This is a genomic window from Amycolatopsis sp. WQ 127309 (genome assembly GCF_023023025.1).
GTDB lineage: Bacteria > Actinomycetota > Actinomycetes > Mycobacteriales > Pseudonocardiaceae > Amycolatopsis.
This window is the reverse complement of record NZ_CP095481.1, coordinates 2,955,115-2,979,939: the sequence shown is the minus strand read 5'-3', so window position 1 is coordinate 2,979,939 and position 24,825 is coordinate 2,955,115. Positions and strand designations below refer to the sequence as shown.

At 71.1% G+C, this 24,825-nt stretch carries 26 protein-coding genes and 1 tRNA gene; 13 read left to right on the top strand and 14 right to left on the bottom strand.

Annotated elements, in window-relative coordinates; genetic code table 11:
• The first annotated feature begins 55 nt into the window (after positions 1-55).
• A complete protein-coding gene (locus MUY22_RS13715) occupies positions 56-664 on the top strand; it encodes a DUF1345 domain-containing protein (RefSeq protein ID WP_247063866.1) in 609 nt (202 codons plus the stop codon).
• A gap of 13 nt (positions 665-677) precedes the next feature.
• Here MUY22_RS13715 and MUY22_RS13710 read toward each other — a convergent pair whose 3' ends face one another.
• From MUY22_RS13710 to MUY22_RS13695, 4 genes are all read right to left on the bottom strand, one after another.
• Positions 678-1,388 (bottom strand): G1 family glutamic endopeptidase, encoded by a 711-nt coding sequence (locus MUY22_RS13710; protein WP_247060007.1) that lies wholly within the window; start codon positions 1,386-1,388, stop codon positions 678-680.
• A 231-nt stretch (positions 1,389-1,619) separates the two neighbouring features.
• Positions 1,620-2,675 (bottom strand): ABC transporter substrate-binding protein, encoded by a 1,056-nt coding sequence (locus MUY22_RS13705; protein ID WP_247060005.1) that lies wholly within the window; start codon positions 2,673-2,675, stop codon positions 1,620-1,622.
• Between the two features lies 1 nt (position 2,676).
• A complete protein-coding gene (locus MUY22_RS13700) occupies positions 2,677-3,558 on the bottom strand; it encodes an ABC transporter permease (RefSeq protein WP_247060003.1) in 882 nt (293 codons plus the stop codon).
• Entirely contained in the window at positions 3,548-4,354 is an 807-nt protein-coding gene (locus tag MUY22_RS13695; protein WP_247060001.1) for an ABC transporter ATP-binding protein, read from the bottom strand. The genes MUY22_RS13700 and MUY22_RS13695 overlap by 11 nt, the downstream gene beginning before the upstream one ends.
• A 189-nt stretch (positions 4,355-4,543) precedes the next feature.
• On the opposite strand from MUY22_RS13695, the gene MUY22_RS13690 reads away from it, so the two are divergent.
• Together MUY22_RS13690 and MUY22_RS13685 are read left to right on the top strand one after the other, a co-directional pair.
• Complete coding sequence (locus MUY22_RS13690) at positions 4,544-6,121, top strand: sensor histidine kinase (protein ID WP_247063865.1); 1,578 nt, start codon at positions 4,544-4,546, stop codon at positions 6,119-6,121.
• On the top strand, positions 6,118-6,777 hold the full coding sequence (locus MUY22_RS13685; protein WP_247059999.1) for a response regulator: 660 nt from the start codon (positions 6,118-6,120) through the stop codon (positions 6,775-6,777). Before MUY22_RS13690 ends, MUY22_RS13685 begins: the two co-directional genes overlap by 4 nt.
• Position 6,778: 1 nt before the next feature.
• On the opposite strand, the gene MUY22_RS13680 is transcribed toward MUY22_RS13685, so the two are convergent.
• Positions 6,779-7,423, bottom strand: coding sequence for a hypothetical protein (locus MUY22_RS13680; protein ID WP_247059997.1), 645 nt, complete (start codon positions 7,421-7,423; stop codon positions 6,779-6,781).
• Positions 7,424-7,614: 191 nt separating this feature from the next.
• Complete coding sequence (locus tag MUY22_RS13675) at positions 7,615-8,433, bottom strand: SDR family oxidoreductase (RefSeq protein ID WP_247059996.1); 819 nt, start codon at positions 8,431-8,433, stop codon at positions 7,615-7,617.
• Between the two features lie 136 nt (positions 8,434-8,569).
• On the opposite strand from MUY22_RS13675, the gene MUY22_RS13670 reads away from it, so the two are divergent.
• Positions 8,570-9,367, top strand: coding sequence for a serine protease (locus tag MUY22_RS13670; RefSeq protein ID WP_247063863.1), 798 nt, complete (start codon positions 8,570-8,572; stop codon positions 9,365-9,367).
• Positions 9,368-9,384: 17 nt separating this feature from the next.
• On the top strand, positions 9,385-9,609 hold the full coding sequence (locus MUY22_RS13665) for an RNA-binding S4 domain-containing protein (protein ID WP_247059994.1): 225 nt from the start codon (positions 9,385-9,387) through the stop codon (positions 9,607-9,609).
• On the opposite strand, the gene MUY22_RS13660 is transcribed toward MUY22_RS13665, so the two are convergent.
• Positions 9,606-10,547 carry an Ldh family oxidoreductase gene (locus tag MUY22_RS13660; RefSeq protein WP_247059992.1) on the bottom strand — a complete coding sequence of 314 codons (942 nt, stop codon included), beginning with the start codon at positions 10,545-10,547 and terminating at the stop codon, positions 9,606-9,608. The genes MUY22_RS13665 and MUY22_RS13660 overlap by 4 nt on opposite strands.
• Positions 10,548-10,649: 102 nt before the next feature.
• Here MUY22_RS13660 and MUY22_RS13655 point away from each other — a divergent pair, with 102 nt between their 5' ends.
• The 3 genes from MUY22_RS13655 to MUY22_RS13645 all read left to right on the top strand — a co-directional run bounded on the left by MUY22_RS13655 (position 10,650) and on the right by MUY22_RS13645 (position 11,985).
• Positions 10,650-10,931, top strand: coding sequence for a DUF2277 domain-containing protein (locus MUY22_RS13655; RefSeq protein ID WP_247059990.1), 282 nt, complete (start codon positions 10,650-10,652; stop codon positions 10,929-10,931).
• Positions 10,932-10,972: 41 nt separating this feature from the next.
• Complete coding sequence (locus tag MUY22_RS13650; RefSeq protein ID WP_247059988.1) at positions 10,973-11,812, top strand: patatin-like phospholipase family protein; 840 nt, start codon at positions 10,973-10,975, stop codon at positions 11,810-11,812.
• An 86-nt stretch (positions 11,813-11,898) separates the two neighbouring features.
• A tRNA-Ser gene (locus MUY22_RS13645) sits at positions 11,899-11,985 on the top strand.
• Between the two features lie 187 nt (positions 11,986-12,172).
• On the opposite strand, the gene MUY22_RS13640 is transcribed toward MUY22_RS13645, so the two are convergent.
• A complete protein-coding gene (locus tag MUY22_RS13640; protein ID WP_247059987.1) occupies positions 12,173-12,646 on the bottom strand; it encodes a MarR family winged helix-turn-helix transcriptional regulator in 474 nt (157 codons plus the stop codon).
• A 525-nt stretch (positions 12,647-13,171) separates the two neighbouring features.
• Between MUY22_RS13640 and MUY22_RS13635 the strand changes: the two genes are divergently transcribed.
• Positions 13,172-14,104, top strand: coding sequence for a neutral zinc metallopeptidase (locus tag MUY22_RS13635; protein ID WP_247059986.1), 933 nt, complete (start codon positions 13,172-13,174; stop codon positions 14,102-14,104).
• 53 nt (positions 14,105-14,157) lie between these two features.
• Here MUY22_RS13635 and MUY22_RS13630 read toward each other — a convergent pair whose 3' ends face one another.
• Positions 14,158-15,699 carry a M28 family metallopeptidase gene (locus tag MUY22_RS13630; RefSeq protein WP_247059985.1) on the bottom strand — a complete coding sequence of 514 codons (1,542 nt, stop codon included), beginning with the start codon at positions 15,697-15,699 and terminating at the stop codon, positions 14,158-14,160.
• An 82-nt stretch (positions 15,700-15,781) separates the two neighbouring features.
• Between MUY22_RS13630 and MUY22_RS13625 the strand changes: the two genes are divergently transcribed.
• Positions 15,782-16,759 carry an NAD(P)H-quinone oxidoreductase gene (locus MUY22_RS13625; RefSeq protein ID WP_247059984.1) on the top strand — a complete coding sequence of 326 codons (978 nt, stop codon included), beginning with the start codon at positions 15,782-15,784 and terminating at the stop codon, positions 16,757-16,759.
• Here the strand turns inward: MUY22_RS13625 and MUY22_RS13620 are convergent.
• Positions 16,756-17,955 carry a cysteine desulfurase-like protein gene (locus tag MUY22_RS13620; RefSeq protein WP_247059983.1) on the bottom strand — a complete coding sequence of 400 codons (1,200 nt, stop codon included), beginning with the start codon at positions 17,953-17,955 and terminating at the stop codon, positions 16,756-16,758. The two genes, MUY22_RS13625 and MUY22_RS13620, sit on opposite strands and share 4 nt — an antisense overlap.
• Before the next feature lie 134 nt (positions 17,956-18,089).
• Here MUY22_RS13620 and MUY22_RS13615 point away from each other — a divergent pair, with 134 nt between their 5' ends.
• Complete coding sequence (locus tag MUY22_RS13615) at positions 18,090-18,671, top strand: bacterial proteasome activator family protein (protein WP_247059982.1); 582 nt, start codon at positions 18,090-18,092, stop codon at positions 18,669-18,671.
• 58 nt (positions 18,672-18,729) lie between these two features.
• On the opposite strand, the gene MUY22_RS13610 is transcribed toward MUY22_RS13615, so the two are convergent.
• From MUY22_RS13610 to MUY22_RS13600, 3 genes are read right to left on the bottom strand one after another with little or no spacing between them, the layout of a single operon-like run.
• On the bottom strand, positions 18,730-19,875 hold the full coding sequence (locus MUY22_RS13610) for an epoxide hydrolase family protein (RefSeq protein WP_247059980.1): 1,146 nt from the start codon (positions 19,873-19,875) through the stop codon (positions 18,730-18,732).
• Between the two features lie 42 nt (positions 19,876-19,917).
• Positions 19,918-20,874: a spore coat protein gene (locus tag MUY22_RS13605; RefSeq protein WP_247059978.1), complete on the bottom strand. Its 957-nt coding sequence runs from the start codon at positions 20,872-20,874 to the stop codon at positions 19,918-19,920.
• Positions 20,871-21,608 carry a cytidylyltransferase domain-containing protein gene (locus tag MUY22_RS13600; RefSeq protein WP_247059976.1) on the bottom strand — a complete coding sequence of 246 codons (738 nt, stop codon included), beginning with the start codon at positions 21,606-21,608 and terminating at the stop codon, positions 20,871-20,873. Before MUY22_RS13600 ends, MUY22_RS13605 begins: the two co-directional genes overlap by 4 nt.
• 49 nt (positions 21,609-21,657) lie before the next feature.
• Between MUY22_RS13600 and pseB the strand changes: the two genes are divergently transcribed.
• Both pseB and pseC read left to right on the top strand, forming a co-directional pair.
• A complete protein-coding gene (pseB, locus tag MUY22_RS13595) occupies positions 21,658-22,641 on the top strand; it encodes a UDP-N-acetylglucosamine 4,6-dehydratase (inverting) (RefSeq protein WP_247059974.1) in 984 nt (327 codons plus the stop codon).
• Complete coding sequence (pseC, locus tag MUY22_RS13590) at positions 22,634-23,767, top strand: UDP-4-amino-4,6-dideoxy-N-acetyl-beta-L-altrosamine transaminase (RefSeq protein ID WP_247059972.1); 1,134 nt, start codon at positions 22,634-22,636, stop codon at positions 23,765-23,767. Before pseB ends, pseC begins: the two co-directional genes overlap by 8 nt.
• On the opposite strand, the gene pseI is transcribed toward pseC, so the two are convergent.
• Positions 23,764-24,813 carry a pseudaminic acid synthase gene (gene pseI, locus MUY22_RS13585; protein WP_247059970.1) on the bottom strand — a complete coding sequence of 350 codons (1,050 nt, stop codon included), beginning with the start codon at positions 24,811-24,813 and terminating at the stop codon, positions 23,764-23,766. The genes pseC and pseI overlap by 4 nt on opposite strands.
• Positions 24,814-24,825 lie beyond the last annotated feature (12 nt).

Genomic DNA, 24,825 nt, shown 5'->3' with positions numbered 1-24,825 from the left:
AGAGGCACTTCCCGCGTGGCGCCGCCGCACCGCCGGTGAGACGCGCTGGCCCGCGATGGGCGTCGTCGTGGCCACGCTCGTGCTGCAGGTCGCCCTGCCCGGCGACATGGCGCTGCACCCGCAGTGGCTCCTGCCCGCCGTCTCCGCACTGCTCGTCGTCGCGCTGCTGCTGGTCAACCCGGGCCGGATGACGGAGTTCAGCGCGGTCGAACGGGTCATCTCGCTGCTGCTCGTCGGCGCCGTGACGGCGGTGAACGCCGGGTCCGCGATCACGCTCGTCTACAGCATCGCGACCGGCACCATCGGCGACCGCGCCGGTGCCGTGCTCGTCACCGGCGGGATCGTCTACTGGACGAACATCGTCGCCTTCTCCCTCTGGTACTGGGAGTTCGACCGCGGCGGCCCCGGCAAGCGGGCTGCAGGCCGGGCGCCGTACCCCGACCTGCAGTTCCCGCAGATGGCCGACCCGGACCTGGCGCACCAGGACTGGGAACCGTCCTACCTGGACTACCTCTACTTCTCGTTCACCAACGCGGCCGCCTTCAGCCCCACCGACGTCATGCCCCTGCGGATCTGGGCGAAGATGACGATGATGCTGCAGGCCGCCATCTCGCTCGTCCTCGCGGTGATGGTCGTCGCGTGGGCGATCAACAACCTGAAGTGACCGCTGAATCGGCTCAGTGGCGCGAGATGGTGAAGCTCTGGCCGTCCGAACCGATGGCGCCCGGGGTCCAGGTGTTCGTGCCGCGGTCGTCGGCGCTCAGGCCGGACGGGCTGGTCGAGGCCAGGTTCGTCCCGTTGAACTTGACGCCGGTGAACTTGATGCCGCCGGAGATCGTCGGGTAGGAGTCGGTCGGCGACTCGATGATCGCCTCCGCCGACGCGTGCTTCGAGGTCAGGGACTTCGTGGTGGTCTTGGTCCAGCCCTTGGTGGAGTCGGTGAGGTCCAGCTTGTAGGTGTTGGTCGCGGTCCGCGTCACCGTCGCGGTGATCTTGTCGCCCGCGCCGACCGACACCGAGTAGTAGACCGGCGCGGCCGGGTACATCTCGTACCAGGCCGAGTACACCGGGCGGCCGCTGGAGCAGTCCGTCTCGACGCCGGTCTGTTCCACTGTGGACGACCCGTCGCCGTCGATGCCGACCCACGGGGCGAACAGGTCGTTGCCGGAGCGGCAGGTCACCGTGGGCTCGGTCCAGCTCGCCGTGGCCGTGGTGAAGCTGCCGAAGCTGACGTAGCCGCCCCAGTTGCCCCCGGCGAACTGGTGTCCATGGAAGTGAGACCCGTACTCGACCGCCGCGTGTGCCGGGCCGGCCATCGCCAGGCCGGCGGCCGCGGCGGCGGCGACCGTGAGCACGCGGACAGCACGAGAAGAAGCGATTCTGGTCATGACGGAGACTCCGTTCACAGGGTGGGGACCCGGGAAAACCGTGTGACCAGTGTTGAATCCGCGACAACCGGAAGGTAGCTACTTTCGAAGGGTCTTCACATTCCGGGAACGAATCACGATATTTGCCGTATTTGCTCCCGAATGGACGAAAAGACCCGTGAAGGCCTCCGCGGGGGAAGAGGCCTTCACGGGTCCATGCTGCTCACCAACCGCCCGGTCAGGTGAGCGGGGTCACTGCACCGCCTGTGCCTTCGCCGCGTCGACGAACTTCGTCGTGTACGTCTTCGACAGGTCGATCTTGTCCTTCTTCGGCTTGACGTTGCTGGACGAATCACCCAGCACCTTCAGCACGTTCTGCGCGCCCGCCGGGTCCATCCGGCCGTCCGCGGTGAACATCGGCAGGCTGTCCTTCAGCGACTTCACGTAGAGCGCCTTGTCCCCGCCGGCGAACGACGGCGGCATGATGGCCGCGACCTCTTCGGGCGAATGCTTCGAAAGCCAATTCAGCGACGCGACGTACGCGTTGGCGAGTTTCTGCACGACGTCGGGATAACGCTCGACAATGGTGCAGCTCATGTACAACGAGCTCGCCGGGTACAAACCGCCCAAAGCGGCTTTGGTGCCCTCGATCGTGCGCATGTCGTAAAGCACCTTGGCCTGGCCCGTGTTCGTGAGCTGCGCGATCGTCGGGTCGGTGGTCATCCCGGCGTCGATCGTGCCCTGGTTCAGCGCGGTGATGAACGTCTGCCCGGCGCCCGCCTTGTACGGCGTGTAGTCCTTCGAGCTGACGCCGCCGCGCTGCGCGAGGGCCTTGGTGAGGAAGTCCGTCGACGAACCGAGCGACGTCACGCCGAGGGTGCGTCCCTTGAAGTCCTCGCCGGACTTGATCTCGCCCGCCTTGGCCGCGGCGACCATCTCCGCCTCACCCGGCACGTTCGCGAACTGCACGACGCTCTGCATGCACTGCTCCTTGGCCTGCAGGTCGATCGTGTGGTCATAGAACCCGACCACCCCCTGCACCTCGCCGGCCAGCAGCGACGTCTCCGCGTTGGCGCCCGACGGCTGGTCGAACAGCTCGACGTCGATGCCCTGCTTCTTGTACTCGCCCAGCTGCTGCGCGAGCTGGGCCGGCAGGTAGATCACCTTGGACAGGCCGCCGACCATGATCTTGATGTGCGGCTGCCCGCCGTCGCCGAAGTCGATCGAGCGCGAGTCACGGCACGCCGTGACCCCGCCGACGGTGACGGCCAGCGCGGCCGTGATCGCGAGTGTCCTCTTGAGACGCATGTCAGATCCCCTGCGCCGCGGAGCTGACGTTCGGCCGCCAGCGCAGCAGGCGGCCCTCCAGGGTGCCGATGCCCCATTCGGCCAGCAGCGCGACGACGGTGATGATCAGCATCCCGGCGTAGACCCCGGCGGTGTCGAACGTGCCCTGCGCATTGCTGATCAGGAAGCCCATGCCGGCCTTGGCGCCGGTGTACTCGCCGACGACCGCGCCGATCAGCGCGAACCCGAAGGCGACGTGCAGCGACGAGAGGATCCAGGACGTCGCGCTCGGCAGCACGATCGACTTCAGCACCTGGCCGCGCGTCGCCCCGAGGATGCGGGCGTTGTCGATCAGGTTGCGGTCCACCTCGCGGGCGCCGGTGAAGGCGTTGAAGAACACCGCGAAGAACACCAGCACGACGACGGTCGCGACCTTCGACGACAGCCCGAGGCCGAACCAGATCACGAACAGCGCCGCGAGCACGATGCGGGGCAGGGCGTTGGCGGCCTTGATGAACGGCGCGAGCACCTGCGCGAGGTACTCACTGCGGCCCAGGACGACACCGAGCACGACCCCGGCGATCGCGCCGATCACGAAGCCCAGCAAGGCTTCCTCGACGGTGGTGAAGATGTTGTACCAGATGGACCCGAAGTCGGTGCCGGTGCTGAACCACTCGACCAGCCGCTGCCAGATGTTCGACGGCTTCGAGTAGAAGAACGGGTCGATCCAGTACGTCGCCGTCAGCTCCCAGCTGCCCAGCCAGACGACGACGATCGCCAGGCGCAGCAGCCAGATGTTGCGCTTGCGGCGGCTGGAGGCCTGCTTCGCGCGGGCCATGATGTCCTGCTCGGTCTCCAGGACCGGCAACGGGTTCGTGTTCACCGCCGGGGTGTCAAGCGACACTGGTCGCTCCCTTCTCGCGGGCCTTGTCGACCTCGCTGCGCAGCGATTCCCAGATGTCGGCGTAGAGCTTGCGGAACTCCTCGGTGAGGCGCAGGTCCTCGACCTTCCGCGGCCGCTCCAGGGGAATCTCGAAGACGTCCTTCACGGTGGCCGGCGACGACGTCAGCACGACGACCTTGTCCGACAGCGCGATCGCCTCGTCGAGGTCGTGCGTCACGAAGATCACCGCGGCACCGGAACCGGACCACAGCCGCAGCAGCTCGTCCTGCATGAGCGCGCGGGTCTGCACGTCCAGCGCCGAGAACGGCTCGTCCATCAGCAGGATCTTCGGCTTGGTGACGAGCGTCTGGGCCAGCGCGACGCGCTTGCGCATGCCGCCGGAGAGCTGGTGCGGGTAGTACTTCTCGAACCCGGCGAGCCCGACGCGGCCGATCCAGTCGACGGCCTGCGCCCGGGCCTCGGCCTTCGGCACGCCCCGGAAGCGCGGCCCCGACGCGACGTTGTCCAGCACCGAGCGCCACGGCATCACGGCGTCGGTCTGGAACATGTAACCGACACCGTCCGGAATGGACTTCACGTCGGTGCCGTTCACCTGCACCCGCCCGGCGGACGGCGGCTGCAGCCCGGACACCAGCGAGAGCGTCGTCGACTTGCCGCAGCCGGTGGGGCCGACGACGGCGACGAACTCGCCGGGCCGGACGGTCATGGTCAGGTCGCGGACGGCCGTGTGCACGGAACCGGACCCGCTCGGGAACCGCTTGGTGGCTCCGGTGAGTTCGATCAGTGGGGGAACCATGGGGAGTGACTCCTTCGTCACGTGGTGCCTGTCACGTTGGAAGGCACGTTAAGTACGCGTGGCGCCCAGGTGAAGCTTGTCGACGTTCTGCGTGCGAGCCGCGCGTTATGCATGTTTTGCTCATTTAGCGCACCCCCGTGAGCTGGGGGTATGTTCCCAGCCATGCCAAAGTGGGCGCTCTTCCCGCGGATGCGGTTCAGCAGGCAGGTGCTGCTGCTGCAGATCGGCGTGGTCGTCCTCGTCGTCGGGCTGGGTGTCGCGCTGGTCAGCGTCCTGCTGAGCCGCACGCTCACCGACCAGTACGGCCGCCGCGCGCTGGCCATCGCGAAGTCCGTGGCCGCCGACCCGGTGGTCGTCGCGAACGCGGCCGCGAAGCGCCCCGGCGGCCCGCTCGAGGACCGCGTCCTGGCGGTGACCGAGGTCAACGACGCGCTGTTCGTGGTGATCACCGACGACCAGGGCATCCGGCTCGCCCACCCGACGACCAGCCTGATCGGCCAGCGGGTGAGCACGTCCCCGGAGCTGGCGCTGGCCGGGCAGGACGAGATCAGCGCGGTGCAGAGCGGCACGCTCGGGCTGTCGGTGCGCAGCAAGACGCCGATCTGGCAGGGGCGGCGCGTGGTCGGCGAGGTGAGCGTCGGCTTCGAGGTCGGCGACCCGACCGGCGACTTCAACCGGCTGCTCGTCATCACGCTGCTGTTCGCGGGCGGCGCGCTGCTGCTCGGCGCGGGCGCGTCCGCGCTGCTCAACCGGCGCCTGCGGCGCGTCACCCACGGCCTCGAGCCGCACGAACTCACCGAATTGCTCTACGAACGCGAAGCCGTGCTGCACGGGATCGGCGAAGGCGTGCTGGCCGTCGACGACGCGAACCGCGTCTCCGTCCGCAACGACGAGGCCGAACGCCTGCTCGGCACCCAGCTCCCGATCGGCGCGGCGCTGGCCGAGCTGGAGCTGTCGCCGCGGCTGCACAAGGCCGTCGGCGAGGGCCGGCCGGTGGACAACCTGCTGGCCGTGGCCGGGAACCGCGTGCTGGTGATCAACTCCCGCGCGGTGCGGCTGGACGACCGGCCGATCGGCACCGTGCTGACCTTCCGCGACCGCACCGACCTCGACACGCTCACCCGCGAGCTGGACGGCATCCGCGCCCTGTCCGACGGCCTGCGCGCACAGCGGCACGAGTTCGCGAACCGGCTGCACACGCTCTACGGGCTGCTCCAGCTCGGCCACCACACCGAAGCCGTCGAGTACCTGCAGACGCTCACGGACTCGCCGTCGGCGCACCCGACCGAGCTGGGCGACGCCGTCGCCGACCCGTACCTGCAGGCGCTGCTGGTCGCGAAAACCGAGCAGGCGCAGGAAAAGGGCCTCACGCTCAAGCTCGCCGACGACACCTGGGTGCCGACGACGGTGACCGACCCGATCGCCGCGAACACCGTGATCGGCAACCTCGTGGACAACGCGCTGCACGCCGCGCGGATGGGCCCGCGCCGCCCGGCGACCGTCGAGATCGGCCTGCTCACCGACGGCGCGACGCTCCACGTGTCCGTTGTGGACAGTGGCCCCGGCGTGCCGACCGACCTGCGCCGGACGTTGTTCGACGAAGGCGTCTCGACGAAGATCGCGCCCGGGCACGGACTCGGGCTCGCGCTGGCCCGCCAAGCCGCGCGGGCGCGCGGCGGCGACGTCTGGCTGGCCGACCCCGGCGAAGGCGAGACCGGCGCCCTGTTCGTCGCCAAACTGCCCGGAATGCTGACGGAGGACCGATGATCCGCACGCTCATCGTGGACGACGACTTCCGGGTCGCCGGCGTGCACGCCGGGTTCGTCGAGGAGGTCGCGGGCTTCGCGGTGGTCGGCACCGCGCACACCGCGGCCGAGGCCCGGGCCCGGGTGCGCGAGCTGACGCCGGACCTGGTGCTGCTCGACGTCTACCTGCCCGACGAGTCCGGCCTCGCCGTGCTGCCGGAGCTGCAGACCGACACGATCGTCCTGTCCGCGGCGACCGACAGCGCGTCGGTGGCCGCGGCGATCCGGGCCGGCGCGCTGAACTACCTGATCAAGCCGTTCACCACGCGGCAGCTGGCCGAGCGGCTGACGTCGTACGCGCGCTTCCGCGGCCTGCTCACCGACGGGCGCACCCTGGCCCAGGACGACGTCGACCGCGCGTACCGCGTGCTGCACGACCAGGACCGGACGTCCGCGCCGAAGGGCCAGTCGACGGCGACGTCCCGGCTGGTCTCGGAGCAGCTGCGGCGCGCGGGACGTCCGCTGTCGGCGGCGGAAGTCGCCGGTGAGCTGGGCATGGCGCGCGCGACGGCGCAGCGGTACCTGACGGCGCTGGCGGAGTCGGGCACGGTCCAGATGCGGCTGCGTTACGGCGCCACCGGGCGCCCGGAACACGAATACCGCTGGTCCGGCGCCTGACTCAGCGGCCGGAGCGGTACTGGTACTGCCGCATCATGCTTTCCGCCGCGGCGACCCACTCCTGGACCGCGTTGGTGCTCGGCGGCGGGGTCGTCGCCGACGGCAGGTCGACGCGCGGCACGTCGGTGTCGGCCGCCGACGGCTTCGTCGGCTGGGCTTTCGCCTGCACCTGGACCTGTTTCGACGCCGGCTTCGACGCGGGCACCGGCACGTAGACGGTCGTCGGCGCCGCGACGACGACCGGCGCCTGCGGCTGGGGCAACGGCTGGGGTTGGGGCAGCGGCGCCGGGGCGGCCGCGACGGCGGGCCGCGGGTCGACCTGGGCGACGTCGTCCGCCGGCGCCGGCGCGAAGAGCCCGCCGCTCAGCAGGCCGCCGGCGACCCAGCCGGCCGCGACGAGCAGCACCGCGGCGCCGCTGCCGAGCCACGTGCGGGCGCGGCGGCGGATCACCACGGACTTCGGGCGCAGGTCCTGGTCGCACACCGGCGGCCGGGTGTAGATCGGCTCGGTGCGCTCGGGCAGCTCGTCGTCGGAGCGGCGGCGCCGGGGCAGGCTGGCCGCGACGATGCCGGTGCGATCCAGCAGTTCCACCGCGGCGCGGTCGCTGGACGGACGGGTCGCAACGCTCGGTGCGGTGCGCGGCATCGGGGACCTCCGGTACGGGGCTCACGGACCCCACGCATTCTGGACCATTTCGGACGGCCTTGTCAGAAACGCAACTCCATTGAGTGAAGCGTTCCGGAGCAGAGCAGGCCGGGAAGAGTGATCCACAGTGACGCAGGTCCGCCGGCCCGGACCAGAGCGTTCGCCCGAAAGGCGCAGCAGCGAAAAGAGTTTCAGCTTTTCAGTTGTTTCAGGCCGAGCCGTGCGAGGACGGCGAGCGGCCGCTGGTAAGCGGAGCCGAGGACACGCGGGATGGCGTCGATCACGTAGGCGTCCGGTCCAATGAGGATCCGCGCGGACTTCCGCTCGATCCCGCGCAGGATCGTCAACGCGGCCTTCTCCGGCGTGGTCTGCGCGATCCGGTCGAAGCCCACCGCGGCCTTCTCCTGATCGCCGTCACCGCCTCGCGAGTTGCGGACGATGTTCGTTTTGATCCCACCGGGATGCACGCAGCTGACCGCGACCGGGTGCCGCGCGATCAGCATTTCTTCGCGCAGCGCTTCGGTGAATCCGCGGACCGCGAACTTCGCCGCGTTGTACGCGCTCTGCGTCGGCACGCCGACGAAGCCGAACACGCTGGAAATGTTCACGACGTGCCCCTCGCCGGAGGCGATCAGGTGCGGCAGGAACGCCTTCGTGCCATTCACGACGCCGCCGAGGTTGACGCCCATCAGCCAGTCGTAGTCCTCGAACGCCATCTCCTCGACCGTCGCGCCGAGCGCGACACCCGCGTTGTTCACGACGACGTTCACGCGCCCGAAGTCGCTCAGGACCTCGTCGGCGTGCGCGAGCACGGCGGCCCGGTCGGCGACGTCGAGCGCGTAGGCCCGCGCGTTCTCCCCGGCCAGCTTCGCCGTCTCCTCCGCGTTCGCGGCGTTGACGTCGGAGAGGGCCACCCGCGCGCCCCGCCGCGCGAACTCCAGCGCCGTCGCCCGGCCGATCCCCGACCCCGCCCCGGTGATCACCACGACCTTGTCCGCGAACTGCTTCATCGGCCCTCCCGCCCGTTAGGTGTTACTCCCGAGTTACGGATACTAGCGGCTGTGAGCTTGCTGTGGGTGTGCTGAAAGTGTCGGTGTGACGTCCTAAGGTGATCTGGTCGTGCCGGGGGCGACGGACGAGGAGGCGATGCGCGTGCGGCGGCCCGCCGTTCTGCTGTCCCTCGCCGCCGTCCTGCTGCTCGGCGCGGCTTTCGTCGTGGTCGGCGTCGCCCGGCGGCCGCAGTCCGCGGACGCGACGACCCCGGCTCTCGACGCCACCCCGGCGTCGACGGTGGACCTGCCCGCCGTGTCCAGCCCGGCCGTCGGCGCGTTGTTCGTCGACGGCGCGCACTACTGCACCGCGAGCGTCATCCACAGCCGGCAGGGTGACGTGCTGCTGACCGCCGCCCACTGCATCCACGACGGCGAGGGCGGCGACTACGTCACCGGCGTCACCTTCGCGCCCGCCTACCACGACGGTCTCGCGCCGTTCGGCTACTGGACGGTGTCCGACGAACTCGTCGCCCCGGGCTGGACCGAGTCGTCGGACCCGGACCTCGACGTCGGCTTCGCCACCGCGCACCAGGCGGGCACCACGAAGACCCTGGAGAGCCTGGTCGGCGCGAACACCCTGGCCACCGGCAGCGCGTTCGAGCAGCCGATCACCCTGACCGGCTACCCGGACGACTCCGAGACCCCGGCCGTCTGCCGGAACACCACCAGCCGTCAGGACACCTTCCAGCTCAAAGTGGACTGCGCGGGCTTCCCGACCGGCACCAGCGGCGGGCCGTGGGTGGTCGGCGAGGACCCGAAAACCCGGCTGGGCACGGTCATCGGCGTCATCGGCGGTTTCGAGTACGGCGGCGACGACCCGGACACGTCGTACTCGAGCTACTTCGACACGGACGTCCAAGGGCTCTACCGGCAGACGGACTCCCGCGCCTGACCCGGCATGATGCGCGTATGAGCGACCCCGTCGACGTACCCATCACCGGCGAGCCGATCCGGCTCGGCCAGTTCCTCAAACTCGCCGGCCTCGCCGAAGACGGCTCCCACGCGAAGGACCTGATCGACGCCGAGGAGGTCACGGTCAACGGCGAAGTGGAGACCCGCCGCGGCCGCCAGCTGACGAACGGCGACGTCGTGGCCGTCGGCCCCGACCGCGGCAAGGTCATCCTGGTCCACTAACCCACGTTCGTCAGCGGCGGCAGCCCGAGCGATGCGGCCAGGCCGTCCAGTTCGCGCCGCACCGGGCCGGCCAGCGGGACGCCCAGCGCCCGGCACTGCTCGAGGTGCTGGGCCTCGCGCCAGCCGGGGTAGCGGATCGGGGCGCCGCCCTCCCAGCCGAGCATGCTGCCGAACAGCGCGCTCGCCGCGCGGTAGAAGCCGTCGGCGCTGCGCAGCGTCGTCGGCGCGATGGCCATCACCAGCAGACCGGTGTCGTGTTCGTGGTCGGCGACGCCGGAGAGCACCCCGGCGAGGACCTCGACGAGCAGCGTGAACCCGGCGGCGGCTTCCTGCCCGGGGTGGTCCATGTCGAAGACGAACTCGGGGTACGCGCCACCCGGCGCGGCCATCCCCAGCGGGTTCATCGGCTGGCCGGGCTCGCCGCCCGCCGCCAGCACCAGCCCGATCATCGCGTGCGGCAACGCCCGCGCGGCGTGGTGCCCGGCCCGGCCGAACGGCCCGACCCCACGCAGCGAGACGAGCCCGACGCCGAAGCGCCCGGCCCGCGTCACCGCGCGGTCCATCGCGTCGCCGACGGCCCAGAGGCCGGACGCGCGCCGGTAGTCGAGCAGCGCGGCGGCCCCGCGGTCGGCGATCATCAACGGCTCGGCGCGCGGCACGACGTGGCCGTTCTTCAGCAACGGCAGGTGGGTCCGGGTCAGCTCGGCGACGCCGGTGGCCGGCGATCCGGTCAGATCGCCGTGGCAGAGCGCTTCGGCCGCGATGCGGGCCCGCGCTTCGGGGAAACCGTGGGCGGCGAAGACGTGTGCCACGAGGGTGACCAGCTCGTCGGCCCGCACGCGGGGCCAAGCCTGTTCCGGGATCGGGGTTTCGGGTCGTTCTTCGAGAATGCCGGATTCGGGGCGGGTGGAGCGGAAGGGACGCGGTCTCAGGGGCACTACCCCGACATTGCCCAAGCGCAGGCAGCAGCGTCAACGAGGTCGGCGACAGCCAACCCGACCGTGTGATCCGGACCTCCGCGGAGTCGTACCCTGGACGGCATGTGCCGAAACATCACCACCCTCCGGGGACTCCAGCCGTCCGCGACGGACGAGGAGATCGAGGCCGCGGCCCGCCAGTACGTCCGCAAGGTGACGGGCGTGCAGTCCTTGTCGGACGCCACGCGCGAGCCGTTCGAAGCGGCCGTCGCGGAGATCACCGGGATCACCACGAGGCTGCTGGAGCAGCTGCCCGAACGCCGTCAGCCGCCGGCGACCGTGCCGCCGCTGCGCCGCCCCGAGGTGCGGGCCCGGATCGCCGCGAAGCAGCTGCGCCAGCCCTGAGCCGTTCCGGAACTGTCGGTGGGGGCCGTTAGGGTGCCCGCATGAGCGGACAGGCGTTGGTGCTGGGTGGCGGCGGGGTCGCCGGGATCGCGTGGACGACGGGGTTGCTGGCCGGGCTCGCGGGTCACGGGCAGGACCTCACCGGCGCGGACCTGATCGTCGGCACGTCGGCGGGCGCGACGGTCGCCGCGCAGGTCACCAGCGGCGTCGCGCTGGAAGACCTCCTCGCGCGCCAGGCCGACCCGGCGCGGCAGACCCCGGAGATCCCGGCCGAGATCGACATGGAGAAGTTCGTCGCGGACTTCGGCGCCGCGTTCGAGGACACCGGCTCACCCGCCGAGGTGCGGCAGCGCGTCGGTGAGCTGGCGCTGAGCGCCGAAACGGTGTCCGAAGCAGACCGCCGCGCGGTGATCGCCGCCCGCCTGCCGTCCCACGACTGGCCGGAGCAGCGCATCGTCCTGGTCGCGGTCGACGCGGAAACGGGCGAGCCACGGCAGTTCGACCGCGAGTCGGGCGTCAGCCTGGTGGACGCGGTGGCGGCGAGCTGCGCGGTCCCGGGCATCTGGCCCCCGACCACGATCGACGGCCGCCGCTACATCGACGGCGGCGTCCGCTCCGGCGAGAACGCGGACTACGCGGCGGGCGCCACCCGCGTCACGGTGGTCGCGCCGCTGGGCCTGGAATCGCCGTTGCCCGGCGAGAAGGCCCTGCTCACCGTGCTGGAGGACCTGCGAAAGGCGGGCGCGGAGATCGCGGTGATCAGCCCGGACGAAGCCTCGGTGGCGGCGATCGGCCAGAACCCCCTGGACCCGTCGACCCGCACCCCGGCCGCGGAGGCGGGCCACGCCCAGGGCGCGACGCTGACGCTCACCTGGTCCTAGGCCGCGGGCGACGCCCAGGACCCCGAGCACGTCCGGGACACGGCTGAGGTTGCCACGAAACCCGGTCGGCTACCCTCGTGACCAGAGGTAGCGTGTCCGAGCGGCCGAAGGAACATGTCTTGAAAACATGCGAGGGGGCAACCTCTCCGTGGGTTCGAATCCCACCGCTACCGCAAGCTGGGTGAGGCGTGTCCGCGGAACGCGCGGACCGGGCGCTTGCGTCCGCCATCGCCCCTGGGGGCCGAGCCCCCAGACCCCCGCCGGGGGCGAGCCCCCGGACCCCCGCGGGGTCGGCTTCCGCTCGTTGCCGGGGCAGCGCGGGCACCGGACCTCCGCCCGCCGCTTCCGCTCCTCGGCGGGCTAGCCCTCCACCTGGGTCAGGTGGTCCAGCACCCGGCCGAACGCCGAGGCGATCGTGGCCTGCTCTTCCGGGCTCAGCAGGTCGATCAGGTGCTCGCGCACGCCCTCGACGTGTGTCGGGGCCGCGGACTCCAGCAGCCGCACGCCGTCCTCGGTCAGTTCGGTGATCACGCCGCGCTTGTCCTCCGGGTCGCGGACCCGGCGGACCATCCCCGCGTCCTCGAGGCGGCCGATCTGGTGGGACAACCGGCTTTTGGTCGAGCCCATCAGGGTCGCCAGCTCCGTCATCCGCATCCGCTGCCCGGGCTGGAACTCCAGGCAGACGAGCACCTCATAGTCGGTCAGCGAGACGTCGTGCCGGTCGGCCAGCTCGCGGTGCAGCCGCTGCCGCAACCGCAACGTCGCGACGATGTAGGAGCGCCACGCATCAGACTCGGCTTCGTCCAACCACCGCACAGGCCGCTCCTCGGTCATAAGGCAGCGTAGAACGTTGATCAAGGGACCGCGCGGTCCGAGTCCGAGTTGTCTGCGGGTAAAAATACCGTTGCAACATCGCCCGAAGGTGGGGTTACGAAAAGGTTGAGACTCGGCCGGAAAAGGCGCATTCTGCTTGTCGGCGGACGGTTGGCCGAGGTATAGGCGCGACGACGGCGACGTGCCGGCCCGGCTCCCCGCCAGAGAGGTCAGGTGGTTGCGTGACGGGTGATTCTCGCGGTTGACCGCCAGCTGCGTCCCCGCGACCGGAACGGACACCTACCGGGTCGGTCGTGACCGAGGCGAACCAGCCTCACTGCGAACAGCACCGTGCGGGCTTTCCTGCGTTCACGCATTCGGCGTCGATCGGGCCTGTGTCAGGCCGCGATCTCAGCAATCGTGGCGACAGCGCCTGAACGCCGGTCCGTTCGCGGCCAGCCGCTCTGTAGAGACAAACCTCGGTACAAGTCCTGGGCGTGGCCGCGAAGGCCGCGCCCAGGACCATGTCCGGCTACGATCTGCCGCGTGAGATTCGACGACGACGCGGGCTTGGACGCTTCCGAGGTCCAGGACATGCGCGGCAGCGGTGGTGGTGGCGGCGGGATCGGTGGCCGCGTGGCGCTCGGTGGTGGTGGGCTCGGCGTGGTCGGGCTGATCATCTACTTCGTGATCTCGCAGCTCGGCGGGATCAGCCCGGGGGCGGTGAACCTGGGCAGCGGCGGCGGGCTCGGCAGCGTCGGCTCCGGGCAGCAGGTCGACAACTCCCAGCTCGCGAGCACCTGCAAGACCGGCGCGGACGCGAACAAGAACCACGACTGCGCCATCGTCGCGATCGTCAACTCCGTCCAGGACTACTGGGCGCAGCAGTTCGCGCGCTCCGGCTCGACCTACCGGAAGGCGCCGACGAACTTCTTCAACGGCGGCGTCCGCACCGGGTGCGGCAGCGCCACCTCGGACACCGGGCCGTTCTACTGCCCGGCCGACTCCGAGGTCTACATCGACCTGAGCTTCTTCAACGAGCTGAAGACGCGCTTCGGCGCGCAGGGCGGCCAGTTCACCGAGGCGTACGTCCTGGCGCACGAGTACGGCCACCACGTGCAGAACCTGCTCGGCACGTCGAAGAAGGGCACCGGCACCGGCCCGACGTCGGGTTCGGTCCGGCTCGAGCTGCAGGCCGACTGCTACGCCGGCGTCTGGGGCAACCACGCGACGACGACGCCGACCGACACCGGCAAGCCGCTGATCCTCGACATCACGCAGGACGACATCGCGTCGGCGCTGGACACGGCGTCCCGGATCGGCGACGACTACATCCAGACCAAGCTCGGCGGCGGCCAGGTGGACAGCTCGCAGTTCACCCACGGCACGTCCGCGCAGCGCAAGAAGTGGTTCACCACCGGCTTCCAGACCGGTGACCCGGCCCGCTGCGACACCTTCGGCGCCAGCAACCTGGGCTGACACACGACGAAGGGGCCGTCCCGGGAGTTCGGGACGGCCCCTTCTGCCTGTTCTCAGGCGGTCAGCGCGTGCGGGTCACCGGCGACGGCGTGCGCGGAGAAGTTCCGCTGCCCGCTGCGTTCGGCGGCCTTCTGCTTGACGTTCTTCGCCTTGCCCGGCTTGACGCCGTTGATGCTCTCGGTGCTCGTCGCGTAGACGCCGAGGGCCCAGGCGACGCCGTCCGCGTTGCGGTCCAGCGCGACGCGGTCGATGTTGCCCAGGTTGTCGCAGGCCTGGTGGTAGCACGGGTCGAACGCGATGCCCGCCGTGCCGCCCCACTTCGCCGCCTGCGCCGGGGTCTTCAGGACCTCGGCGCCGGTGTCCAGGCCGCCGGCCGGGATGCCGACGGCGATGAACTCGCCGTAGTCCGAGCGGCCGGTGAAGTCGGTGCCCTCGAGGGACACGCCCCGCGCGGCCTGCAGGTAGTCGACGAAGGTCTTCTCGATCTGCGCCGAGCCGTACGGGCCGGCGCCCGCGCCGACGCCGTCGGAGTTGTCACCGTCGTAGGCGAAGTACCCGGCGTTCGGCGAGCCGATCATGTCGAAGTTGAGGTACAGCGCGATGTCGAGCTGCTGCTCGAAGCTCAGCGAGTCGACGTAGTAGGTCGAGCCGATCAGGCCGAACTCCTCCGCGCTCCAGAAGCCGAAGCGGACGGCGTTGCCGACCTTCGGGCTGCTCCCCAGCTGCAGCGCCGTCTCGAGCAGGGTCGCCGAGCCGGTGCCGTTGTCGTTGATGCCGGGGCCGGCCGGGACGCTGTCGAGGTGCGACCCGAGCATCACGACGTTGTCCTTGCGCCCGGACTTGGTCTCGGCGATGACGTTGTAGCTGGTCCGCGCCTCCTGGAAGGCCCGGAGCTCCAGCGTCACGGGCTGGCCGGCCAGGGTGGCCAGCTGCGCGCCCGCGGCCGCGGTCACGCCGCCGGTCGGGATCTTCGCGTCGGCCGGGTCCCCGAGCGTCCCGTTGAGGTCGCCGTCGGTGTTGTTGTAGACGACGGCGCCGATCGCGCCCGCCGCCGCGGCCGTCGCCTGCTTCTGCGCGAAGGAGCAGCCGCCGCGCTTGATCAGCGCGATCTTGCCCGCGACGTCGGCGGTGTAGTCGGTCGCCTCGCAGCCGCTGGTGTCGTCCACCGCGACCACGGCGAGCGGCGCGGTGATGCCGCCGACCGGCGTCGACGTCGTGTACTCCATCGCGATGACCGGCACGTTCGCGCCGCCGGCGGTGAGCTTCTCGGCCAGCGTTTGCGAGAACGTGAAGGGGAACTCCTGGCGGGTCACCTGGAAGCCGGCCGCCTCGAGCTTGGTGGCGATGTACTCGGCGGACTTCTTGTGGCCGTCGGTGCTCGCCGCGCGCGTGCCGCCGTTGGTGTCGGCGATGCGCTGCAGCGCGATGAGGTGGCGGTTGACGCCGTTGATGTCGACCTTCTTGACGAGCTGTTTGGCCAGCGCAGGGCCGTCGGGGACCGTGTTCGCGGCGGCGGCCGGGGTGAGGCCGAGCGCGAGTGTCGCGCAGGCGGCCAAGGCCACCGGCGGGACGAATCTCTTTCGGAAGAGTGACATGGTTGCTCACTTTTGTGCGATATGAGAGGTACGTCAATGCGTCATTCGGCGGGACTCTCACCCACCGGTATACGGTCGACGCATGTACGCGATCACCATCCGTGAACCAGGTGACCCGGACGTCCTCGAGTGGACGGAGATCGCGGATCCGCGGCCCGGACCCGGCGAAGTCCTCCTCGACGTCGCCGCGAGCGCGGTCAACCGGGCCGATCTGCTGCAGCGGCAGGGGCACTATCCCCCGCCGCCCGGCGCCAGCGAGACGATCGGCCTGGAGTGCTCCGGCACGATCGCCGAACTCGGCGAAGACGTCGAAGGGTGGAACGTCGGCGACGAGGTCTGCGCGTTGCTCGCCGGCGGCGGTTACGCGCAGAAGGTCGTCGTCCCGGCCGGGCAGCTGCTGCCGGTGCCGGGCGAGGTCGACCTGATCGCCGCGGCCGGGCTGCCCGAGGTGGCCTGCACGGTGTGGGCGAACGTCGTGATGCACGCGAAGCTCACCGAGGGCGAGGTGCTGCTGGTCCACGGCGGCGCCGGCGGCATCGGCACGCACGCGATCCAGGTGGGCAAGGCGCTCGGCGCGACCGTCGTGGTCACCGCGGGCTCGGCGGAGCGGCTCGAAAGCTGCCGCCAGCTCGGCGCCGACCTCACGATCAACTACAAGGAAGAGGACTTCGTCGAGGTGCTCCGCAAGGAGACCGGCGGCGCGGACGTCATCCTCGACAACATGGGCGCGTCCTACCTGGGCCGCAACGTCGACGCGCTGAAGCCCGACGGGCGGCTCGTGATCATCGGCATGCAGGGCGGGGTGAAGGGCGAGCTGAACGTCGGCGCCATGCTCGGGAAGCGCGCCGAAGTGTTCGCCGCGGGCCTGCGATTCCGGCCGCTGGACCAGAAGGCGGCGATCGTCGCCGACGTCCGGGAACGCCTGTGGCCGCTGGTTTCCGAAGGCGCCGTCAAGCCGATCGTCGGCCAGGTCACCCCGATGTCCGAGGCCGCGTCCGCGCACCGCGCGATGGAAGAGGGCAGCGTGTTCGGGAAGATCCTGCTGACCGCGACGTCTTAGCGCAGCTCTTCGAGGACCCGCACGAGCTGGTTGATCTCGAAGACGTTGGAGTAGTGGGCGAGCCCGATCCGCACGGCGCCGCCCACTTCTCCGACGCCGAGTGACGCGAAGACGCCGGCCGCGCCGTCGTCGGCGAACGCGCACAACCCTTGTGAGGCAAGGTATTCGGCGACTTCGGGCGACTTCTTGCCGGCGACGGCGAAGGCGAGCGCGGGGATCCGGCGCATGGCGTTGCCGATGACCATGATGTGCCGCAGCGTCAGCAGTTCGGTGGACAGCTGCGCGAGCAGGCCGGCGTGGTACGACTTCGCCGAGCCGAGCGAGGTGACGAGGCGCTCGCGCCGCGACCCGGAGGCCGCGTCGTCGAGGCCCGCGAGGTAGTCGATGGACGCGATCAGCCCGGCCAGCAGCGGGTAGGCGTGCGGGCCCAGTTCGAGCCGCGCTGCCCCGCGCGCGGCCGGGTCGAGCGAGACGGACGAGATGCGTTCGATCAGTTCGGGGTCGCGGAACACCAGTGCGCCCACCGAAGGGCCGCCCCAGGCCTGCGCGGACACGACCATGACGTCGGCACCGAGGGCGTTGATGTCCAGCGGCAGGAACGGCGCGGCGTACGTGGCGTCGACGACGACGAGCGCGCCGACGCGCTTGGCGAACTCGATGATCGTCGGGACGTCCGGGCGGGTGCCGACCGAGCCGGACGCGAGCGTGACCGCGACGGCCTTGGTGCGCGCCGAAACGAGCTGCTCGTACTGCCACGCGGGCAGCTCGCAGGTCTCGATGTCGATCTCGCCCCAGCGCACGACGGCGCCGACGCGCTTCGCGGCGCGCTGCCACGGCGCGAGGTTGGCCTGCTCGTCGAGCCGGGAGACGACGACCTCGTCGCCGATCGTCCAGCGTTCGGCGAGCGCGTCGCAGAGGCGGCGCAGCATCACCGGTGAACTGGGTCCGAGCACGACGGCGGCCGGGTCGGCACCGACCAGGTCGGCCACGGCCCTGCGGGCCGCGGTCACGATGCTTTCCGCGCGCTGTGAGGCCGGAAACGCTCCACCCGGCCCCGACACCGGGGCGCGCATCGCCGTCGAAACGGCCGAAGCGACCTGTTCCGGGACCAGCATTCCGGCGGCGCCGTCGAAGTGGATCCAGCCGTCACCCAGCGCGGGAAAGAGCCCACGGATACGAGCGACGTCGAACGCCATGGGGACACCGTACGGACGTGCGGTTTCGCCGTGCGTCCGGGGTTGGGTGGAGAGCCACCGGGAACGCCGATTGCGGCTACGCTCGGAGACGGACACCCCTCGGGTGTCGCGGAGCGTGTTGAAGGCAAGCCAGGATGGAGCACATGACCGAGCCGAACTTCCGGGAATCGGGCACAGCGGGTGACGCCGGCCACGAATCTTCACCCCACGTGGTGGTAGTCGGACCGGACGGCTCGCCCCTCGAGGGCGCGGAGCACGCCGAGGCCGTGGGCGAGCTCATCGAAGAGCCGGCGAAGGTGATGCGGATCGGCACGATGATCAAGCAGCTCCTGGAGGAGGTCCGCGCCGCCCCGCTCGACGACGCGTCCCGCACGCGGGTGCGCGAGATCCACCAGACGTCGGTGAAGGAGCTGTCGAACTCGCTGGCGCCGGAGCTGCGCGACGAGCTGGAGCGCCTGGTCCACCCGTTCGCCGACGACTCGACGCCGTCGGACGCGGAGCTGCGGATCGCCCAGGCCCAGCTGGTCGGCTGGCTGGAGGGCTTGTTCAGCGGGATACAGACCGCGCTGTTCGCCCAGCAGATGGCGGCGCGGGTCCAGCTGGAGCAGATGCGGCGGGGCCTGCCGGCGGGTCCGTCGGCCGCCGGCGGCAGCCTCGGTGTGCCGGGTGTCGAAGGGCATGGGCCCGGGATTTCGGGGACCGGGCAATACCTCTAGGACGTGCGCCGGGGTTGTCCACAGTCTTGCCGGCCTGTGGACAACCCCTGTGGACAACTCAGCGCAAGCTGCGGAAGAACGCCCGGACGTCGCCGATCAGCGCGTCCGGCTCCTCCAGCCCGGGGAAGTGACCGCCCCGCGGGAACTCCGTCCAGCGGACGATCTTGTCCGTTCGCTCCGCGAGCGTCCGGATCGGCAGGCCGATGTCGTCCGGGAAGACGCCGAAGCCCGTCGGGACCGTGTTCGGCGGCGGCGGGGAGCCCCACGGCGCGGCCAGGGCCGCGTACAACCGCGCCGACGAGTTGGCCGTGCCCGTGAACCAGTAGATCGAGACGTCCGCCAGCAGGTCGTCGCGGTCGATGAGGTCTTCCGAGGTGTTCGAGAACGCGCGGAACTTCTCCGCGATCCACGCCAGCTGGCCCGCCGGCGAGTCGGTCAGGCCGTACGCCAGCGTTTGCGGCTTGGTCGACTGGATCATCGCGTAGCCCGTGCCCAGGTACGAGAACTTCAGCCCCTTCTCCAGCGAGCGCCGGGCCGCCGCGAGCTCGTCGCCGGTCAGGCCCTCGAGGGCGGCCTCGCTCCGGACCACCGCCGACGGCAGCGTCGTCACGTGGATCCCCACGACCCGCTCGGGGAACTGCACCGCCAGTTCGCGCGCGATGGACGCGCCCCAGTCGCCGCCGTGGGCGCCGAAGTTCTCGTAACCGAGGCGGGTCATCAGCTCCGCGAACGCCCGGGCGATCCGGTCCGGCCCCCAGTTCGCCTCCGGCGTCGGGCCGGAGAAGCCGTAACCCGGGATCGACGGCACCACCACGTGCAACGCGTCCGCGGGATCGCCGCCGTACGCGCGCGGATCGGTGAGCGGCCCGATCACGTCGAGGAATTCGACGACCGAGCCCGGCCAGCCGTGCGTGAGCAGCACCGGCGTCGCACCCGGTTCCGGCGACTCCACGTGCAGGAAGTGCACGGTCGTCCCGTCGATGGCCGTCGTGAACTGCGGGAAGCCGTTGAGCCGCTCCTCCTGCGCGCGCCAGTCGAACTCCAGCCGCCAGTACTCGGCCAGCTCACGCACGTAGTCGACGGGCGCCCCGAGCCGCCACCCGGTATCGGCGGGCTGGTCGGGCCAGCGGGTGTTCGCGAGCCGCGCACGAAGGTCGTCGATCTCGGCTTGCGGGATGTCGATGCGGAACGGGGTGATCGTCATGCCCCCAACCTAGAAACGATCGAGGACACAGACGGTCCTCGTTCAGAGGGAATCCAGGACCCGGTCCACGCCGCGACCGTCCACTGTGGCCGACGCCGTCGCGGACAGCGCGTGGCGGACCGCGGCGTCGGACAGCAGTGCGCGCAACACCGCCGTCACCTCCGGCAGTCTGTCCTCAAGGGACTCCGCGTGCCCGAGCCCGGCCGCGAGGCCCAGCTCCAGCGCGGCCCGGTAGCCGGTCTCCTGGTTGGCGACCAGCTGCACCGCGGCCGTCGGGACGCCGAGGCAGCACAGCTCCACGAACGTCACCCCGGACGCGCTCACCGCGACGTCCGTCGTCGCCAGCGTGTCGAGCAGAGCGGGGCTCGGCGCCGAGACGCGGATCGTCTGGCCGGGGCCCAGCGACGGCAGGGAAGGCTCGCCGCGCACCAAAGCGTCCGCCACGAACGGCAGTTCCGTGTCGCGAAGCGCGCGAAGCAGCACCGCGACCGTCGACGCCCACTCCGCGCCGCCCCCGAGGACGACCGTGACGTGCGGGGTACCGGACGGCGCGCGGCGGTCCCGGGTGCGCAGGACGACGTCCCGCAGCGGCGCGTACGCGACTCCGCGCAGCAGGACGCCGGAGCCGTCGTCCGGCCGCGGTCCGGGCGCGAAACCGGCGTCCACGACGACGTCGGCCGGGCGGCGGCCGAACACGTCGTCCTCGATCGACACCAGCGCCGCGCCCGCCGCGTTGATCTCCTTGCGCACGTCGCCGACGCCGTAGTGGTCGACGAGCACGGCGTCGAACCCGGCCGCCAGCTCACCGAGGGGCGCGTCGGCCAGCCGCGGGACCGCCAGCTCGTCGAACCGCGACGCGAGCCATTCGGCGTTCGCCGTGCTGCCGGCGAACGAGACCGGCCAGCCCCGCGCCACCGCGCGCTCGGCGTAGGCGACCACCCGCGAGATGTGCCCGGCGCCGATCGACGCCGACGAGTCCGCCCGCAGGAGCAGCCTCACTGCCCGACCTTCTTCTGCTCGACCTCGGCGTTCAGCGCCACCAGATCCGGCCGCGACCGCAGCAGCCCGACCACGGACCGCCAGTCGCCGACGCGGTCGCCCAGCTCCGCCACGAGCGCTTCCAGCAGGGCCCAGTCCTCGGCCGTGTCCAACGTCACCCGCAGGTCGTCGGCGGCCGGGCTCACCACGATCCCGGTGCACGAATAGCGCGCAGGCTGCGAGTAGATGCCCGAGGTGACGTGCTCCCGGTCGGCGCCGGTGGCCGTCTCGACCTGCTCGGCCAGTACCGAAGCGCGCACCAGCTCGGCGTCGAACCCGCGCGGCAGCGTCCGGACCAGCGTCGTGCTGACGTAGTCCAGCGACGGCTGGGCCCGCCAGAGCGTCGCCAGCTGGCCGATCAGTGCCGGGTCCAGCAGCGGGCAGTCCGCGGTGAGCCTGATCACGGCGTCGGCCGGGTGCTCCCGCAAGGCCAGCCCGAAGCGCGCGAGGACGTCGTCCAGCGGGCCGCGGACCACGGCCGCGCCGCACCGCACGGCCTCGGCGGCGACGGCGTCGTCGGAAGCGTCCGACGAGGTCGCGACCACCACGCGGTCCACCCCGGGAGCGGCCGCCGCGGCCCGGACGACCCAGCCCAGCACACTGCGGCCGGCCAGCGGGCGCAGCACCTTGCCGGGCAGCCTCGTCGACGTCGACCGGGCCTGGATGACGGCGTTGACACCGGGCACTGCACGCATGGGTGACATGATGGCCGACGGCACCCAACCCCAAACGCGGAGGTCAACGATGTCCGAGCTGGATGGCTCCAGCATCCTGCTCACCGGCGGGACCGGTTCGTTCGGCAAGGCGTTCATCGCGCACGCCCTCGCCGAACTGAACCCGAGCCGGCTGGTCGTGCTCTCCCGCGACGAGCTCAAGCAGTACGAAGCCCGGCAGTTGTTCAACGACGACCCGCGCCTGCGCTGGTTCATCGGCGACGTCCGCGACCGGCGCCGGCTCGAGCGCGCCATGCACGGCGTCGACTACGTCGTGCACGCCGCCGCGCTCAAGCAGGTCGACACCGGTGAGTACAACCCGTTCGAGTTCGTCCAGACCAACGTCATGGGCTCGCAGAACGTGATCGAGGCCGCGATCGACACGGGCGTCAAGAAGGTCGTCGCGCTGTCGACCGACAAGGCGTCCAGCCCGATCAACCTCTACGGCGCCACGAAGCTGTGCGCCGACCGGATGTTCATCAGCGGCAACCACTACGCGGCCGCGCACGTGACCCGGTTCTCCGTGGTCCGCTACGGCAACGTGATGGGCTCGCGCGGCAGCGTCATCCCGTTCTTCCGCAAGCTCGCCGAGCAGGGCGAGTCGCTGCCGATCACGCACAAGGAGATGACCCGCTTCTGGATCACGCTCCCCCAGGCCGTGCGGTTCGTCGTCGACTCGTTCGACCAGATGCGCGGCGGTGAGCTGTACGTGCCGCGGATCCCGAGCATGCGGCTCGTCGATCTCGCCCAGGCGATCGCGCCGGGCAGCGAGATGCACGAGGTCGGCATCCGCCCCGGCGAGAAGCTGCACGAGGAGATGATCGCGCCGGACGACGCGCGCCGGACGGTCCAGCTGTCCGACCGCTACGTCGTCCAGCCGCACCTCGCGGGCTGGGGCTACGAGTCGCCGGCGGACGGTAAGCCGATGCCCGACGGCTTCGCCTACCGCTCCGACACGAACGACCTGTGGCTGGACGCGCAGGAGCTGCGCGAGCTGGTCGAGCAGTATGGCTGAGCCGTTTCTCCCGTACGGCCGCCAGTCGATCAGTGACGCGGACATCGAGGCGGTCGTCGCGGTGCTCCGCGGCGACTGGCTGACCACCGGGCCCGCGGTCCAGCAGTTCGAGAGGGACCTCGCGGCGCACACCGGCGGCACTCCCGCGGTGGCCGTGACCTCCGGGACGGCGGCGCTGCACGTCGCCTACGCGGCCGCGGGCATCGGCGCGGGCGACGAGGTCGTCGTCTCCCCGATGACGTTCGTCGCGACGGCCGCCACGGCCGCGCTGTTCGGTGCGAAGGTCGTGTTCGCCGACGTCGAAGCGGACACCGGGAACCTTTCGGTCGAAGCGGCCACCGCTGCGATGACCGAGCGCACGAAGGTCGTCGCCGCCGTCGACTACGCGGGCCACCCCGCGGAGCTGGACGCCCTCGGCAAGCTCGCGCACGACGCCGGGGCGCTGCTGCTGGAGGACGCGGCGCACTCCGTCGGCGGCGCGTGGCAGGGCCGCGCGGTGGGCTCGATCGCCGACCTGACGACGTTCTCGTTCTTCCCGACCAAGAACCTCACGACCGCCGAGGGCGGCGCGGTCGTCACCCCGGACGCGCACCTGCTGGACCGCGCGCGGAAGTTCCGCAACCACGGCCTGGTCCGCGACCGCGCCGAGCAGCGTTACCCGGACGAAGGCGCCTGGCACCAGGAAGTCCACGAGTTCGGGCTGAACTACCGCCTGCCCGACGTCCTCTGCGCGCTCGGCAGCAGCCAGCTCACCCGGCTCGGCGAGTTCAAGAAGCGCCGCGCCGAGATCCACGCCCGCTACAGCGCGGCCCTCGCGGACGTCGACGGCGTCGCGACCCCGCCGAGCCGCCCGGGCGCCGACCCCGTGTGGCACCTCTACCCGCTGCGAGTGCTGGCAGGCCGGCGCAAGGCGCTGTTCGAGCACCTGCGCGGCGCCGGCATCGGCGTCCAGGTCAACTACATCCCGGCGTACTGGCACCCGGTGTTCGAGGACCTCGGCTACCGGCGCGGGCTCTGCCCGAACGCCGAGGCGTACTACGAGCAGGAGCTCTCGCTGCCGCTGTTCCCGTCGCTGACGGACGCCGACGTCGACCGCGTCGTCGACGCCGTGCGCGACTTCTTCTAGAGCAGGTCCCAGGTGAGGGGTGTGCCCTTCGCGGCGTCGACGCGGAAGGTGCGCCCGGCCACGGCCGTGATCTCGGCCGGGGCCAGGCCGCCGGCGGGCCGGATCGACCGGACGTTCGCCGGCGTCACCTCGTCGCCCGCCCGGACGTCCTCGACGACGTAGAGGGACCGGCGCAGCCGCAGGCCCTCCTTCTCGCTCTCACGCGGGCCCAGCACCGGCTCGCCCAGCGCTTCCCACGCCCGGTGCGTCTCGGCGACCAGCGCGGCCAGCTCCGACGGCTCCAGCGAGAACTCCGAGTCGACGCCGCCGTCCGCGCGCGCCAGCGTGACGTGCTTCTCGATGGCGACGGCACCCAGCGCGACGGCCGCGACCGGCGCGCCGATGCCCGGCGTGTGGTCCGACAGCCCGACCAGCGTCTGCGTCAGGCCGGCCAGCAGCGGCAGGCCGCGCAGGTTGCTCTCGCGCGGCGACGCCGGGTAGCTCGCCGTGCAGCCGAGCACGATCAGCTGGTCGTTGCCGGCTTCGCGGGCGGTGCGGACGGCGGCGTCGATCTCGGCGACGTTCGCCATGCCGGTCGAGATGACCAGCGGCTTGCCGGTGCGGGCGCAGAGGTCGATCAGCGGCAGGTCGACGATCTCCGACGACGCGATCTTGTACGCCGGCGCGTCCAGTGACTCCAGCAGCTCGACGGCGGTCGGGTCGAAGGGGCTGGAGAAGATCTCCAGGCCCTTGGCGCGGGCGCGCTCGAAGATCGGCGCGTGCCACTCCCAGGGCGTGTGGGCCTTTTCGTACAGTTTGTACAGGTTTTCGCCGCCCCACAGGGAATGCGAGTCGCCGATCCGGAACGCCGGGGTGTCGACGTCGATGGTGATCGTGTCCGGGCGGTAGGTCTGCAGCTTGACCGCGTGCGCGCCGGTTTCCGCGATGGCGTCGACGATGGCCAGCGCCCGGTCGAGGTCGCCGTTGTGGTTGCCGGACATCTCGGCGATCACGAACGGCGGGTGGCCCGGACCGATCTGGTGCGCGCCGAACCGGATGTCGTGCATGGGGTGCCGCCT